The organism is Qipengyuania zhejiangensis (assembly GCF_035607565.1).
Lineage (GTDB): Bacteria > Pseudomonadota > Alphaproteobacteria > Sphingomonadales > Sphingomonadaceae > Qipengyuania > Qipengyuania zhejiangensis.
The window spans coordinates 309,952-324,737 of sequence record NZ_JAYKGO010000002.1 but is presented as its reverse complement, the minus strand read 5'-3'; the positions used below and the strand labels follow the sequence as shown (position 1 = coordinate 324,737).

Here is a 14,786-nt window from a genome sequence, read left to right as displayed (position 1 = left end):
AAAGATTAGCGATGCAACGCTTGCTGATGTCGTACGTCGGGCCGGGGCCGGCCTGATCGATGCCGATCTCGGTAGCGGCCTCATCAAGCAGCGCATCGCGCGTCAGAGTGGAGGCAAATCGGGCGGTTATCGCTCGATCCTGATCTTCCGCTTCGGCGAGCGGGCCATATTCGTGTTTGCCTTCGCCAAAAGTGCCAAGGCGAACCTGAGTGCGGCGGAACTGAAGGTCTATCGCAAGGCTGCTGGCTTCATGCTGGAGTTGGACGAGGGCCAGATCGAAACGGAAGTTGAAGCAGGCCGATTGGTCGAGGTGAAAGACGATGAGCAAGGCTAAGGCAAAGACCTACAAGAGCGACGCGATAGCCGCCGTCCACGAGATGATGGAAGGCCTCCACGACGCTGGCAGCATCGACAAACGCACCATGCGCGAGTTCGACGAGGCTTGCCTTGCGCCTGCGCCTGTTCTGTCGCCGGACGAGATCAAAGCCATCCGCGAAGCGGAGCATGTCTCGCAACCGGTGTTCGCGCGTTACCTCAACGTTTCGAAGAACCTCGTATCCGACTGGGAACGCGGAGCGAAGAAGCCAGGGGGACCGGCGCTAAGGTTACTTTCGATTATTCAGCGCAACGGGTTGGATGCTGTGGCTTAATCGGGGCCACGTTCTGCCTGTTTTTTCCGGATAGAGGATTTCGGAAAGCTGGAATTCAAAGTGCCGGAGCATTGCTCATTGCAAACTACAACTACAGTGGCACTCTTCGTTTATGGTCAAAAATTCGAGACTTTCAGATAAATCAGCGCACACACTCTTATTCAACTAGCCCATGCTTAGAGAGCCGACAGAGTAATCAGTCAACTCACTCGAAAGTCAGATCTCGCCTCGCTTTTATGAAGCAGCGACCGTTGTAGAAGACGAAAGAGTCGTAGAACGGGTAACCTTTCACACCCTCGGCCTCCTGTTGCTCTATGCCTTCCCAAAACTCATCCTCGTCGTCTACTCCTATATCGTCGATGTGCGATTCCACCTCTGTGTTGATGCTACCGACCCTGCGGATTGAGTTTGGGAGATGAACAACGGAGTCGAGATAAAGCCTTATGCTTTCGACCGTTTCTACGCCTTCGGGAAGTTCGACGTATCCGTCGTAGGAGGCATCCACAGTTCCGACCGTTCGTAAGCTGACGGGCAATTTCACGACAGGATGATCGGAGACATCGATTTCGCCGATCTTTCTAACTCCCTCCGGAATCTCGATACCGGCGTTGCGTTCCAGTTGAAGTCTGCCGATTTCTCTGAGCCCGGTCGGATAGGCAGCGATGGTCGGCCACTGCATGTAATATTCCTGAACGTATTCTGCTTCGCAATTTGCTTGCGGGTCAATTCCTCGCCCCGAGAGTGGGGGATTTGGCAGCGGCAATGGTTCTGGAGCGTCCTCTTCTAACCAAAGAGCAATACGCTCGACAGCCCACTCATGTGTCGTCGCATTCTCCTCATCGATCTCGTCAGGCTTTTCACGTTTGCGATAATCCATTCCAAGATAAGCGAGCAGGTTAAGCGCTCCCCACTCTGCCCAGATGGCCCATGCCGAACCGCGTACTTTCGGATAATGCCAACTCGAAAAATCCAGCGCGGCCCATTCTGCGCTCGCATAAAAACCTTTCGGCGCGAACCAGCCAGCCCAAGCGGCGAGACCATCTTTGTATGCTTGCGTCCAGCCACCCTCGTCGAGTTCGCCGGATAAAAAAGACTTGGTTGCGATGATCGACTTTCGGGGACGATCGTCCGAAGGGTATTCTTCCTCGAAGCTGCGTAGGGCTCTTGTTGCGCAATCGTTTATGAAGCCCGTCAGCCGATCCTTCACGACAGAATCGGTCTGTGCCACCCGCGCTATTGGGACCAGGAGTTGGCGAACGCTTATTGGGTTTTTGAGTGAGGACGAGGCATCGCGCATTGTAAGGCGCTTCTTGGTGGCCCCCCCGGTAAGCTCAAGCAAAGCAGGGCGTATCTGATCCTTATAAAGAACACACAAATCCAGATTATCGAGGTCTGCGATCGAAAGCGAAAAGTTCAACGCCTCTGCCATTCGCGGGGCACCTTTCAAAGTTTCATCGACAAAATGAAATCACTTCCACTCTGCAAGCGATAATAATCTCTGGTTGTCGATGCGGAACCTTTCATCTTGATAGAACAAGCATCGTAACGCTCGGTTAGGTACTACTTTCGGAGACATCCGTGCAGATTCTGTGATGCTAATAGGTTCTCCCCTATCTCTTAGAACTGAGTAGACAGTGTTAAGAAATACTGTCTGCTCGTCATATTTGAGATCAATATCGCGATCATTGATTCCCCAAGTCTTAGCATCTAACTTAATAAGGGGATGGACGACATGGAACTGCATTCCTTCATTAATGCCGCGTACGGCGACCAAACGCTGACGCAATTCGGATGTTGTAATCGGGGATCCTGCATCCTTAACAATCGCGATGACGGCTTGCCGAATGTCCACACGTCCACTCGACACAGTGTCGTCTCCGTCAGACCAAACCATCCTACCAAATGACTGCAATTCTGCAGTTTGCTTCAGAGCGATATCCAACTGATACTTATCGAAACAGGAAGGCAAATCTATTTCGCGTTCGGCTAATGCTAGAAGCAGCTCTGAGGCGTGCCATTGTCGACCACGTTCGCCTTCGTATACAATATCAATTGCCTCTGCTGCGAAGCTTTCCCAATCACCGCGTTCTACAGCCATATGTCGCAACGTACCGTAAGTTCCCGGCCCAAAAAGGTATCCGACTTCCGCCGCTGCGTTATGAACTCGCCTTTCGTCTATCGCCTTCCCCAAGCGCTCTTCAGCGATCTCAGCGATTTCGGAATAGTGGAGAGGCTGCTCTGCATCATGCAAGACCGCTTCGACCACCTGGTCGGCTCCACTACCGTAAGAAATGAGCACCTCCTCGCCTTCCTCACCGGCAAAGTGGCACCTCCGTGAACAATGATCCCAAAGCAGCCCCCTAAATTCGGTTGAAGCTTCCGGCAGGAGAAGCCCGACTTGGTATTCGCATTCTGTCCTAGGCCAACAATTTTCGGCGGCGCCAACCAACATCTGTCGGGCGGATTCATGAGCCGTCGCCCAATCGTGCTCCTTTAGAAACGTTAGATACTCGACACCATCAATTTCCAGAACTGAAACTCCTGCGTCGCAAAGCTTTGTAATCAAATATCTCGCCGCCGACCCGTACTCGGAAAGGCCAGTGAACCAGGGATCAAGTGCTGCGGCACCAATAAGAGGCAGCGGATATTTTCGTTCAGAAAGAAGATTCCTCAGTTTCGCACCTAGAAGATCATCCCATATCTCCTGTCTGATTATCTTCTTAATTGTCTTGCTTTCGATTTGGCGAATTCGCTCACGAGATACACTGTAGTCAGCACCAATCTCTTCCAGAGTCTCTGGTCGGCGCTTCCATCCCATTCTTCGCTTCAGGATGTCTGCCTCGCGCGGCTTCAAGCCAAGAAAGCAATTTTCCACCGCTTCGACCAGACTCTGGCTGGCGATCCCACATTGGTCAGCGGGCGCGTCACCACTTTCTATAGCTGCGATAAGTGCGTCATGTGATGGGGTTGGGCCCGCTTCAATCGCCAACATCAAGCTTCGACAAAGATCGTGACAGGATGTTCGTCCAAAATTCTGGAATTTGAAGAGATCATCCAAGGTGTGTCGGGCCAAGTCAGATACCGTATCGATACCGTTTCGCCGAAAAACGTTGTCGAGCCTCACTGTGAGTTCAAACTCTGAGAAACTGCGGGAAATCAACCATGGCGGGGCTGATCTTGCTATCTCGGTAGGGTCGCTATTGCCGAGTCCCAGCAATTTTTCAGAACGAAACTTTCCCAGCTCGGCACGCAGCTTAGCAGTCAATCGCCCTTCGTTCGCTACGTAAGTTTCTTCATTGAATATCTCGCTCGCAAGCAGTTCAGCTTGGACACCGTCGTGCTCGAAAATGAACTCTCTTACCCACCCCGAGGCTTCCGGCTCTTCAGCAGAAACCTCCGCCACAGGGTCCTCGATCGTGTAGCCCCAGCCATCCAGCGCTAGATATATTGGTTCTCCCTCCACATCACCAATGGCTTCGGACGATGATTTGTAGCTAGAAGGTAGAGCTCCGCGCGCCCCTGGCGTTAGTAGAAGTCGGCCAGCCTGTTCTTTCGCGACCGTTTCGAAAGACCTTGCATCTCGTCGATCAAAGCCGACGTGCAATACTCCGCAGTGAGAGTTCGGAATTGCCCGGTCCCAAGCGTCGACAATTTCATTGAGGCCGTGGAACACGCCGATGGTCCACTCGCCATCATTATCACGTATTAGCAGGAAAGCCCTCAGTGAAGTCAACATTTCAGTTCTGCTTAGCTTTGACCTGCTCCAGCAAACCTACGAAATCAATTTCGCCGGCTGTGGCTTGTGAATAAAGCTCGTTCACGCCCCAATCAGCGAGGCGTTCAATCAACCGGTAGACGCTAGTCTCAGACAGGTGTTCGGGCATTAAGCATTCGACAGAGCGTCTAAGCATCTGGTCTGGGTCGAGTGATCCGACATTGTATAAATTCACTCGCTTCGTGAGTTCAGTTGGTGCTGCGCCTTGTGCGAGAGCGAGACTAATCCCAAAACGGTACCCATCGATCTTATCTGCGAATACGCCCATCTCCTTAAGCTCGGCTAGCTTGTCATCTGTGGATTCAGATAGTCCGACGTTGATTATATCGGTGGTCACAAACTTACCCTTTCAACGTTCGATTGATTCTCGGATATTTCGTTGATCCGATAGCTTGCACCGATCTTTGCCTTAATCGAAGCAAGGTCTGTCTCAGGACGTATCTCTCCGCCGTGGACTAAGAGAACGAATTGGCTCGTGACGGTCGGTAGATAACGGAGAATGTTATCGCGGTGATGTGGGTCAAGCCTTCCAAACGGTGTATCCATAACGACCGGTCCAATTGAACGGCCCGTTCGATTGAGGCCATCAATCAACGACAGCGCTACTACTTGCTCTGCACCGGCACTCCGAATGGAGACAGGATGACCTGCGCTATCAATGATGCTGAGGCCATAGTTCTCGTTGATCTCCAATCCACGATACGATTTCTGCGTGGTCATTTCCTTGAAGGACTTGCTAGCAAGATCTTGAACTCGTTCCCGCAACTTATCACGCAGTCGCTCGACACTTGCGGCAAAGCATGCCTCCACTTCCCCTGCTACCCGAGCCTTGACCGTACTCCTTTGGGATCTAGCTCCTGCCAAACCTTCGATAGACTTGCGAGCCACTGCCAAGTCCTCGTTCGTTTTAGCGATCGTTTTCTCGCCAAGCTTTATCGCTTCAGTCAGTCGACCTTCTTCTTTCAGCTTTTCCTGATGTAGTACTCGTTTCCGGGCTAACTCAGCTGTATCGTGGCCTGCAATCTTCTCGTGCACTCGCTCGATATCATTTTCAGCACGCTGCAATTTAACTTCAGCGGCTCGAATATCTCGATCAATTTCCGCGATCCTGTCTCGCGCATTGATTCCTCGGATTTCGTCGAGCAATGCCAGTTCCGAGGAACTGTCGGGATGATCAGATCCTTCGGCACACAGTTCACTATGCTGACCTTCCAATTGCCCCAACTGAGTGCCGAGTTTCGCTCGATCTTTTTCAGGGAATGGCTGAAAACAGGTGGGACACTCTTTTTGATCGAGAGCACGCTTTATATCATCGATCTTATCCTCAAGTCGGATTCGCTGTTTGAGCAAATCGCTAGCTTTCTTTTGGTGATCACGAAGAACCTTGCGCCTTGCATCCAACTTCGCGTCCAGCATATCTCGCCAAGCGGACGAAAGTATCGCGTGCCTCTCTTGTCTTTTTTGCTTTAGCGTGTCGGTGGCTTCTTCTGCTGATTTTCGCCCGGCATCGAGATTTGCTTTGTGCGCCAGCAACGACGCGGCTTGCTCGAGATCATCCTCTAGGCTTGCGCGCTCGTCGCGAGTCTTCGCCATTTTCTCTACCAGGCCACTTAGGTCTTTCTCCTGACTTTCGAGGAGCGTGGTCAAGCTGCTCATGTTCGCTGCTGAGCGTTCCAAGCCCTTCACATGCTGCATCTCTTGGGTTTGCTTCTTTGTCGCGGCCTTTAAAATGGCACCTAGTTCTGCCCGTCCGTTAGTAAGTGCGGGCACTCCCAGAACTTGCTCGATTGCTTCTTTTATCTGCCGACCTTGCTCGCTACCCTCGATCAATAGCTCTTCATATTCACCGAGCAACTCGCCATCAAAAAGGAAGAAGCGGGCAACCTGTTCTGGGGCAAACTTGTTGATTTCGGCCTCGACCTGATCGCCCGCAATCACAACCCCGTCACGCGTGAGGTGAGTCGCCACTATGAAATCTTCTGGACGATTGGGTGTCGCGACATGCGACCGCCTCGTCGCTGTCCGCCTGAGTTCGTATTCTCGACCGTTGGCCTCAAACCTCAGGAATACATCTACATCCCAATCATCCATTCTTGCGCCATCTCGGTTAACGAGTTTGTGCAAAGGAATTGGGCGCGAATGTCGTCCCATTGCTTTTCCGTAGAACCCCCACCGCAATGCATTCATCAATGAGGTCTTGCCGCGCATATTGTCGCCGAACACCAGCATAACATTTTGATGATCATCGGTCGGAAAATCGATCGTGACGGGATCACGATACGGCATGAAGTTCCTTGCTTTCAGAGTATGCAGCTTCATTTGCTATCAGTGCCCAGTACGAGTTTATCTACTGCTTCATCGATAAGCCTCTCCATAGCGACCGAAGGTTGCGAGCGCTCTGGGTTGAACTGATGTTGCCTCTGTATTTCGTAGCATGCCCGAAGAAGCTCCGGGTCAAGCTCCGGTGCGATTTCTTGCCGCACGTCTAGTAGCGTTTGAAGCGCCAGATCGTCGCTCTCAGTCATCTATTTCATCACCCTCTTCTGGATCGAAATCGTCTGGATCGATGCCCATCTCGATCGCTATCTCTCTAAGATTCGCCGCTGCCATTTGGTTGATCGCATTCTTCGCGAATTCAACCGAGCGGACAAGCTCTGCCCTGAGCAAACCCATCTGGTCCTCTTCCTCGTCAGGGTTCACTGGTGTGACAATTGCGTCATGGATAACCGCAATATCTTTTCCAGGAGATTTTCGGAGCACGCGTCCGCGTCTCTGAATAAATTGACGAGGGTTCTGAGAGGAGGCAAGAATTAAGGCGTGCGATACGGCAGGTATGTCTACGCCTTCATCAAGGCACCGTATGGAAACCAGTATGCCGCCGAATCTTCTAAACCAATCCATCGTCGCTTCACGATCGCCTTCCATGGACGAGTGGTATTCGATTGGATCGAGGCCTCTTTCTCTCAGTGCATTCAATACTTCTGCAAGCTGGTCTCCATCTTCGCAGTAAACGAGCCAGCTCTGGCCCGGTTCGAACTCCTCGACCATCACACGAGTTGCCAATGAAACCTTAGCGGCCGCTTTCTTGGCGATTCGAGCGCGTTTGATCAGCATCATGCGCGCGCGTTCGCTTAATACCTTTCGACCCTCATTGTCGCTCTTAGACCTCGCGATTTCTTTGCTAATTGCTCGGGATTGAATGAGCCAATCCTCTGCCTCGGAAGCCGAGAGATGCACCGGGTGAGGGTGATATTCGTAGCAAACAAGTCGACCGGCATCGACTGCGTCCATGAGGGTTATCTTCGGAAGCACTATCGGACCAAAGTATGAGAAGATCCTTTCGGTGCCTTCTGGATCGCCGTAGCGCTTTGGAGTCGCACTAAGCCCGAGCCGAGCGCCTGCTTCGGTCGCAAGAAATTTCGAGTTTTCTCTGCTACCAATCTGGTGCACTTCGTCCGCCACCACTAAGAGATGATCACCCGCGGTCACATTAGCGCGAAACTCCTCGGACGCAGCCGTTGGCATCGTCGAGATGATTATTCTCGGTCCAAGGGAAACGTCGGCGTCCGTCATCGCCGGAAGTCTACCCGAACCTCGCCATTTGTTGTTCCCGGCACCAGCCAACAACAGCGCTGCCTCTGGGATTTCGTCCGCTACTTCGTCCGCCCACTGCGATAGGAGAAGTCTACTAGGCACTAAGATGAGCGCCGGTTTACCCTCGAGTATGTGCTGTCTGATTGCAGTTATTGCGGTGAATGTCTTACCGCTGCCTGTCGCGTGCTCAAAGATCCCGCGCCTGCCGGCCTTAATCCAGCGTTCGATCGCATTGGCCTGGTGAGGCATAGGAACTCTGCGAGGCATTTTTTCGATCGTCTCTTCCGATGGCAAAGACGCCAAATCTGGCGAAGCGAATTTCTCGAAATACTCTTTGGCTGTTTCTGGCAGGGAGCAAACTTCAATGTCTTCGTCCCTGGCGCTCCAAAGTCGATCAAAATGAGCATCATGCTTGTCAATGCGGTCAGCCTCAAGGCCGCCTCGCCAGCTACAGAACACCTCGATAGATTCGAAATTGCCGTCGTTGCTCCAACCGCTCCAAGTTTCATTTGCGGATCCCTTAAAGCTCACTCGGTTACCCTGCGCATCGGAAAAGATTCCGATCTTTTCGTGGTAGATCCCTCGCCGATCTCGCCGCATGGCGATCTTCAGATCGAGCGATCCAACCGCTATCAGTGTGGCAAGCGTTTTTGCTCCTAGCGCGGTTTGTGGATTAGCAAGCAGAGTATCAAACTGCTTGATGAGGATCGATGCTAACTCCGAACCCCGCTTCGCGTATCCTTCAGTAATTCTTTCGACATCTCCAGCGTCGAGCGCCGGGGAGCATATCAGTTCGATCCTTCCGCCTTTTCGGACGAACGAGACAATGGCTGGACCGACGACAAGAAATACACTTGATCTGAAGTATCCGGCAGCTCTGCGATACAGTTTGGCTTCCCTGAGGCAGCACGCATAGAACTTCTCTACAGGATCGTCTTTGAGCGAACGGTATTCGGTTTCGAGATCCAGGGATGCCAAGTTCCCCGAATATCCATTCGAGTTCGACGACAGCGACGTTGCCATCACCATCCTTGCTTCCGTCGCATCCTGAAAGTCGAAGGGCAATCGTTCATCCGCCTTGCCCAATCAGGTCCATGAACCGCCCTTTAGAGCCTTCCACATAGTTTGCATCGGCTTCTACTGAAATCCAGCGGCGCCCCAAGCTCTCGGCCACACTGCCGGTCGTGTTTGAGCCCCCAAAAGGATCAAACACAAGGTCATTCTCATCGGTCAAAAATTCGATAAAAAATGCTGATAAGGCTGGTTGCATTCTGGCCGGGTGGCTCGGAAGTTCGTTATCTTTACAGTACCTGCGATAACCTGCGTCCCAACCTGTTCCGGTGTACTTTAGCAAAGCCTCGGGATAGTGTTCGCCAGTAAGATCAAGTACGTTTGGTCCTATTGAGCCGCCATGATCTTTAAGAAAACCTGTTTTGGAGATCACGTGGCCAGATGGTCTCGTTCCTGCATTATAGGACTGTCGCTTCAGCAGCTTCTTCATGTCCTTGCTGTAGGGATTTAGGACCCGTCGGTTGTCCGCCTTGGGGAACTCAGCTTTCGACAGCCACCAAACATGCGTGAATGAATCTTTGAGTCGAGCTCGCTTCAAGTTTACCCATGCGGCTGGGCTGGGAAGCCTCGCGGGATTGTGGCAGATGACATGCTGACAGAGATTTAGATTTGCGGCTCGCTTGAACGCCATCAAAGCTTCGAGCGGGAGTGTGGACATAATGGGCGCACCTTGCTCCCAAGCGTTGCCAATTTCGATGACTATGGAACCATCATCGGTGAGCATATCGGTGAGGGGTTGAGCCAGTGATTCTATCCAGCGTAGATAAGCTTCACCTGTCTCGTTTCCGTAACGCTTCTTACGCACAAGGGGGAAGGGTGGCGAAGTGACAATTAGGTTCACGTTGCCCCGCTGCTTGCGCAGATATGAGGAATCGAAGGCATCCTCGATCTTGCTGTGGAGCATGATGCCCATCTCTGTCGTGTATGCATTCTGCGTGGCAGGCTTCTTGCGAGCGGTCACTGAATCTTTTTTTCGCGCCTTCACGGCAACATGCCCCAATCGCTCTCTCGCGGCGGATAGTCGCGTTCTTTTCTTGCAAACGCACCGCCATTTACTGCAAAATTCACATCGCATGTTCCGCGATGCTCTACGTTTTCGGATCGACCTCATCTTTCCGCCCTATCGGAACACCAATAATCTAAAATTTGCTTTCCGCAACCGACGCTTGCCTTCAAAACTTTTGCCACGAGCACTACGTCGCCGGCACCATCAGACCCGAACCTGATACCCATCCGGCTTTCTTCGCGAACAGTCCTGAACCAGGTCAGCTGAGGACGGCAACCCGTTCCTTTGCCGGCCGTGTTGTCGCGCTTCGCGCGCCTGCCCGCACCACCCGTCATGAACAAGTTCCCCTTGGAGCTTCGCTCCTGCGGTGCAGTCCTCTCATGCCCTGCTTCTTTGGCAAGTTCGCAAGCCGGAGATGGTCTCCGGTTTGAGGAACCGAAGGACTTACACCATGACCAATATCGCAATCCTCACCGGCCGCATCGCTCGCGATCCCGACACCCGCGAGACCAAGGGCGGCACCAACGTTACCGGGATCACCGTCGTCACCGATCGCCCCGCACGCGACAAGGACGGCAAGACCTTTAAGGACGAGAACGGCTACACCGCCAAGGAAAGCGAGTTCCACCGGGTGACCTGCTTCAACGGCCTCGCCAAGACCGTCGGGCAGTACTGCTCCAAGGGTCAGCTGGTCAGCGTCCAGGGCCGCATCCACTATACCCAGTGGGAGGACAAGGACGGGGTCACGCGCTACGGCACGGAGATCCTCGCGGACAAGGTCGACTTCCTCTCCCGCGGTAACGGCTCGGGTGACGATAACGACAACACCGACGCTCCCGAGATCGACTGAACTCTCCCGTCGATCTCGCTCCCGAAGGGGTCCTGTCCATTCGGACAGGGCCCCTTTGTGGCGTATGAAAACCCGGGGATCTTTCAGTAATCGTTTGCAAAAGCGGTGCTACGAAGAATGCCATGAATGACCAAGCGATAGCCTTTTACCCGGGAGAGGCTGCAACGCCTGCTGAGGTTGTGGCTCTTGCCGATGAGTATCGGTTCGCAGCCCAGCTTCTCGTCCAGAATGGACGACCTAGAGAGCCGAGGTCGCGGGCACCGTTTCGCATGGTCGCGATCCATGCGGTCGAACTGTACTTGAACGCATTCCTTCTCCAATCGGGTCACAGCGCGGGTCAGGTCCGGGGGCTCCAGCACAACCTCGCGGCAAGGTCGGACCTCGCTGTCGATCGTGGTCTAGTGCTTAGGAAACGGACACGCGAACACTTGCACTCCATGTCGCTGTCGCGCGAATTCCTTGTGACGCGATACGTGCCCAGCGGTACCAGCCTATCGGAGATCAATCGGCTTCAGGCGACGCTAACAGAGGTAGCGCAGAAGGTCTCGGCAGCAATCTAGCTCGGGACCGTAGGGGAGGGGGCCTGGCTCACGGTTGTCTCATTCTGATGGCCGCGCAACCGGCGCGTCAAGGACGGCAGGGTCCCACCATTTTGCCTCCCCTTCGCTGCGCTGCGGTCCGACAAAATCGTTTCCCCTACCGCCGCTTCGCGGTCGCCCACTCGGGCGATCCCTGACCCGCCGGCCGCACGCCCATCCGTCCTGCTCCTGCCGTCAACGGCAGACATCAGGAGGATATCATGGCTACGCAATTTCAACGTCCTTCGTCTTCGGATCGCTACTTTGCCGCGCTGGCTGTGGCAGAGCGTCGGGCTCTGCACAGCTTCTTCGATCAGCATATCGTCGAGGACAATGGCTTGGGATATTTTGCCCTGGACGAGGGCGACTACAACGCACTTCCGGCGCACCTTGCAGCGCGCGTGGTGCATACGGTGCATGGGGCAATGTCAGACGAGTTCTGACCGCACTTGCGAGGCAGGGACCGGCAACGGTTCCTGCCTTTTTTCTTGTTCGCAGGATTGAAGCTTGTGCAGTGAAATGGCGCTTTGCGAGTGCACCACCTGCTCGCCAAGCAATGCCAAAAAGGCCAGCGCAATTTGCCTTAACAAGATGGCTATCTGTTACCAAACTGTTCCCCAGCGAGAACAAACCTGCACCCTTTCCTCTTCCCCTCAAGCCCGGTTTGGGCTAGGAAATCTGCCTGAATACAGTGCCTTTGCCGACATTGAGCGGTCGGGGCGGTGTTGGATCAGACCATGTACAATTGGGGAACAACTTCGTGCACACCGTACGCAGCCTAAGCTGCATGAATGAAAGATAAGCACGATAAATCAATACGTTCAGTTTCGGCAACACTGGAGCGATCGCATAGTAGCCAAGGCTCAGTCATAGCCCCTCGCAGGCCATCGTTCAGAGTGAAACTGACTGGCCATATCGCTCGTCGCAAGTCGCTTCCCATCGGTATTACGTGGGACACCGAACTTCCCGGCTTCGGACTTCGCAAACGGAAATCGGGACACCTGACATGGATAGTCAAGCATTGCCCGCGAGGTGTGCAGCGCATGGTGACGCTTGGATGCGCGGGAATGGCAGCAGGTGCGCTGAGCGCGCCCGCCGCGCGCGCTGCCGCGCGCAGTTTGCTCATCAAGGCCACGCTTGCCGACCTCCCGATCGCGCCCGAGAGGAGACGAGTGCCACTGTTCGCTGATTATGCCGAAGAGTTCTGGCAGGATTATTCGCCGCATTGGAAACCAGCGACGCAGCGATCGTCGCGTTCGCGCATCGATCAGTTGCTCGTGCCAAGGTTCGGTGACCTGCCGGTCGATATGATCGAACGCGGAGACATCAACCGATGGCGCGACAGCATGGCTGAGCGGGGAGGCACCTTCAACCGCGCTATCCCTATCATGTCGGTGATGATGCAGTATGCCGAAAAGCTCGGCTACCGGGCGAAGAACACCAACCCGTGCCGCGGTGTCTCGCGCTTCAAGCGCGATCTACCCGAGCGCTACCTCTCCGCCTCTGAATATCGCAGGCTGGGGCGCGTTCTGGCCGAACACGATGGTGTCAATCCGTTCGTCGTTCCGGCCTTGCTCATGCTCATCTATACTGGCGCGCGGGTGTCCGAGATTGCGACCTTGCGTTGGCGATATGTCCAACCGCCACGGCTGCAATTGCCGGACAGCAAGACCGGCCCAAAGACGATCTATCTTAACCGGCAAGCAATCGCTGTGCTTGATGGACTGGAACGTCGCGCCGATGAGCTGCTGGTCTTTCCTGCCATACGTCGCGAAGCCCCGATCAACCTCGGCCAGTACTGGGATCGCATCAGGCGCAAGGCTGCGTTGCCCGACGTGCGGCTCCACGATCTGCGCCACAGCTTTGCCTCGGTCGCCATCGCTCAGCACATTCCATTGGCGACTATCGGCAAGCTACTTGGACATGCGCTTCCGGAAACGACTGCGCGATATGCGCACCTAGCCGACGAAGTGATCGCGGAAAGCGCCGATCGCATCTGCTCCAGTCTCGCCAGTGCAATAGGGATCGCCGCATGACCCAGTACGACCTCAGGCAGATCATTGCAGAAGAGCTTGCGCGGGTCATACCGGGCGAGGCTGGCAAACGTCGCTCGAGATTTGACTATGTGCTTCCCGGCTTTGGTGAGCGAATCCATCGATCGGGCCGCAAGAGCTATGTCCTGCAGCGCACGATGGGCGGCAAGCAACGGCTGATCACTATAGGCGATGCCGCCATTCTTACGGAGCGCATTGCCAAGGATGTCGCCCGGCGCCTTATCCTGCGCATCGAGCTTGGCGAGAACCCTGCCGACAAGAAGCAGCGCGCGCGCAAGACGCCGACTTATTCGGCCTTTCTGCAATCGTACTGGGAGGTCGCCGCGCCGACTTGGAAGCCATCGACACGCGAGATCCAGAATATCTACCGACGGACCCACCTCGATCATGCGTTTCCAGGGAAGTTCATTGACGAGATCAGCCACGGCGATGCGGTTCGGTGGCATGCTGAGCTCACGCGATCAGCAGGCCCAGGCGCTGCCAACCGCGCCATGGAAATCCTTAAAGCCATGTTCGGCAAGGCCGAGGCGTGGGGCTATCTGCCTGAGCATTCAAATCCGTTTCGCGGTGTGAAACGCAACAGAGCACGCAAGATCGAGCGCTTCCTGAACCACGACGAGATGGCCCGGCTCGGGCGAGCGCTGGCCGCCAATCGCCCTGAGAACACCGTCGAAGTCGCGGTGATCTTGCTCCTCGCGCTCACAGGTTGTCGGCGCGGCGAGATCCTGAACCTCACTTGGGGCGAGGTGCAAGGCCGAAAGCTGAAACTCAAAGACTCGAAGACCGGCCCGCGCATTGTCTGGCTCGGTCAGGAGGCGAGGTTGGTGCTCGACGCATTCACGCGCGGAAAGAGGGACGAACGCGTTTTCAAGTTCGACGTTCTGCCGAGATCGGCTTTGGACTGGTTTTGGCGGAGATTGCGGACCGAAGCCGGACTGGACGATGTGCGGTTGCACGACCTTAGGCACAACTTTGCCAGCCTGGCGGCGCGTTCTTCGGAAACTTTGCCGATGATTGGGAACCTACTCGGCCACAAGCACTCCTCTTCAACATCTCGATACGCTCACTTCGATGACATCACCCTTGTTGGTGTGACAGAGAAAATTGGTAATACGCTCGCTCAGAGTCTCGGCGGCCGTCCCCATGCATCTTGCGCGGAGAACGTGACGTCGATATGGAACAAGTCGTGAACATATACGCGGGAATTG

13 protein-coding genes are annotated in these 14,786 nt (G+C 54.4%); 6 read left to right on the top strand and 7 right to left on the bottom strand.

The features are described from left to right. The first annotated feature begins 4 nt into the window (after positions 1-4). Together VR863_RS07515 and VR863_RS07510 are read left to right on the top strand one after the other, a co-directional pair. Positions 5-334 (top strand): type II toxin-antitoxin system RelE/ParE family toxin, encoded by a 330-nt coding sequence (locus tag VR863_RS07515; RefSeq protein ID WP_324827869.1) that lies wholly within the window; start codon positions 5-7, stop codon positions 332-334. Further along, complete coding sequence (locus tag VR863_RS07510) at positions 321-650, top strand: helix-turn-helix domain-containing protein (RefSeq protein ID WP_324827845.1); 330 nt, start codon at positions 321-323, stop codon at positions 648-650. The genes VR863_RS07515 and VR863_RS07510 overlap by 14 nt, the downstream gene beginning before the upstream one ends. Before the next feature lie 205 nt (positions 651-855). Here the strand turns inward: VR863_RS07510 and VR863_RS07505 are convergent, their stop codons facing one another. Genes VR863_RS07505 through VR863_RS07475 form a run of 7 tightly spaced genes read right to left on the bottom strand, consistent with a single transcriptional unit; the run spans position 856 to position 10,075 of the window. Next, the gene (locus tag VR863_RS07505; RefSeq protein ID WP_324827844.1) at positions 856-2,079 is read right to left on the bottom strand and encodes a putative immunity protein; all 1,224 of its coding nucleotides are present in this window, start codon (positions 2,077-2,079) and stop codon (positions 856-858) included. A gap of 39 nt (positions 2,080-2,118) precedes the next feature. Then, positions 2,119-4,386 (bottom strand): sigma factor-like helix-turn-helix DNA-binding protein, encoded by a 2,268-nt coding sequence (locus VR863_RS07500; RefSeq protein ID WP_324827843.1) that lies wholly within the window; start codon positions 4,384-4,386, stop codon positions 2,119-2,121. 1 nt (position 4,387) lies between these two features. After that, positions 4,388-4,762, bottom strand: coding sequence for a hypothetical protein (locus VR863_RS07495; protein ID WP_324827842.1), 375 nt, complete (start codon positions 4,760-4,762; stop codon positions 4,388-4,390). Then, the gene (locus VR863_RS07490; protein WP_324827841.1) at positions 4,759-6,744 is read right to left on the bottom strand and encodes an AAA family ATPase; all 1,986 of its coding nucleotides are present in this window, start codon (positions 6,742-6,744) and stop codon (positions 4,759-4,761) included. Before VR863_RS07490 ends, VR863_RS07495 begins: the two co-directional genes overlap by 4 nt. After that, the gene (locus tag VR863_RS07485; RefSeq protein WP_063612570.1) at positions 6,741-6,950 is read right to left on the bottom strand and encodes a DNA modification system-associated small protein; all 210 of its coding nucleotides are present in this window, start codon (positions 6,948-6,950) and stop codon (positions 6,741-6,743) included. Before VR863_RS07485 ends, VR863_RS07490 begins: the two co-directional genes overlap by 4 nt. After that, positions 6,943-9,048: a DEAD/DEAH box helicase family protein gene (locus tag VR863_RS07480; RefSeq protein ID WP_324827840.1), complete on the bottom strand. Its 2,106-nt coding sequence runs from the start codon at positions 9,046-9,048 to the stop codon at positions 6,943-6,945. The genes VR863_RS07485 and VR863_RS07480 overlap by 8 nt, the downstream gene beginning before the upstream one ends. 40 nt (positions 9,049-9,088) lie before the next feature. Continuing rightward, the gene (locus VR863_RS07475; protein ID WP_324827839.1) at positions 9,089-10,075 is read right to left on the bottom strand and encodes a DNA-methyltransferase; all 987 of its coding nucleotides are present in this window, start codon (positions 10,073-10,075) and stop codon (positions 9,089-9,091) included. Positions 10,076-10,547: 472 nt separating this feature from the next. On the opposite strand from VR863_RS07475, the gene VR863_RS07470 reads away from it, so the two are divergent. The 4 genes from VR863_RS07470 to VR863_RS07455 all read left to right on the top strand — a co-directional run bounded on the left by VR863_RS07470 (position 10,548) and on the right by VR863_RS07455 (position 14,768). After that, complete coding sequence (locus VR863_RS07470; RefSeq protein WP_324827838.1) at positions 10,548-10,946, top strand: single-stranded DNA-binding protein; 399 nt, start codon at positions 10,548-10,550, stop codon at positions 10,944-10,946. 799 nt (positions 10,947-11,745) lie between these two features. Then, the gene (locus tag VR863_RS07465; RefSeq protein WP_324827837.1) at positions 11,746-11,967 is read left to right on the top strand and encodes a hypothetical protein; all 222 of its coding nucleotides are present in this window, start codon (positions 11,746-11,748) and stop codon (positions 11,965-11,967) included. Positions 11,968-12,315: 348 nt separating this feature from the next. Further along, positions 12,316-13,560 carry a tyrosine-type recombinase/integrase gene (locus VR863_RS07460; RefSeq protein ID WP_324827836.1) on the top strand — a complete coding sequence of 415 codons (1,245 nt, stop codon included), beginning with the start codon at positions 12,316-12,318 and terminating at the stop codon, positions 13,558-13,560. Further along, on the top strand, positions 13,557-14,768 hold the full coding sequence (locus VR863_RS07455) for a site-specific integrase (RefSeq protein ID WP_324827835.1): 1,212 nt from the start codon (positions 13,557-13,559) through the stop codon (positions 14,766-14,768). The genes VR863_RS07460 and VR863_RS07455 overlap by 4 nt, the downstream gene beginning before the upstream one ends. The last annotated feature ends 18 nt before the right edge of the window (positions 14,769-14,786 follow it).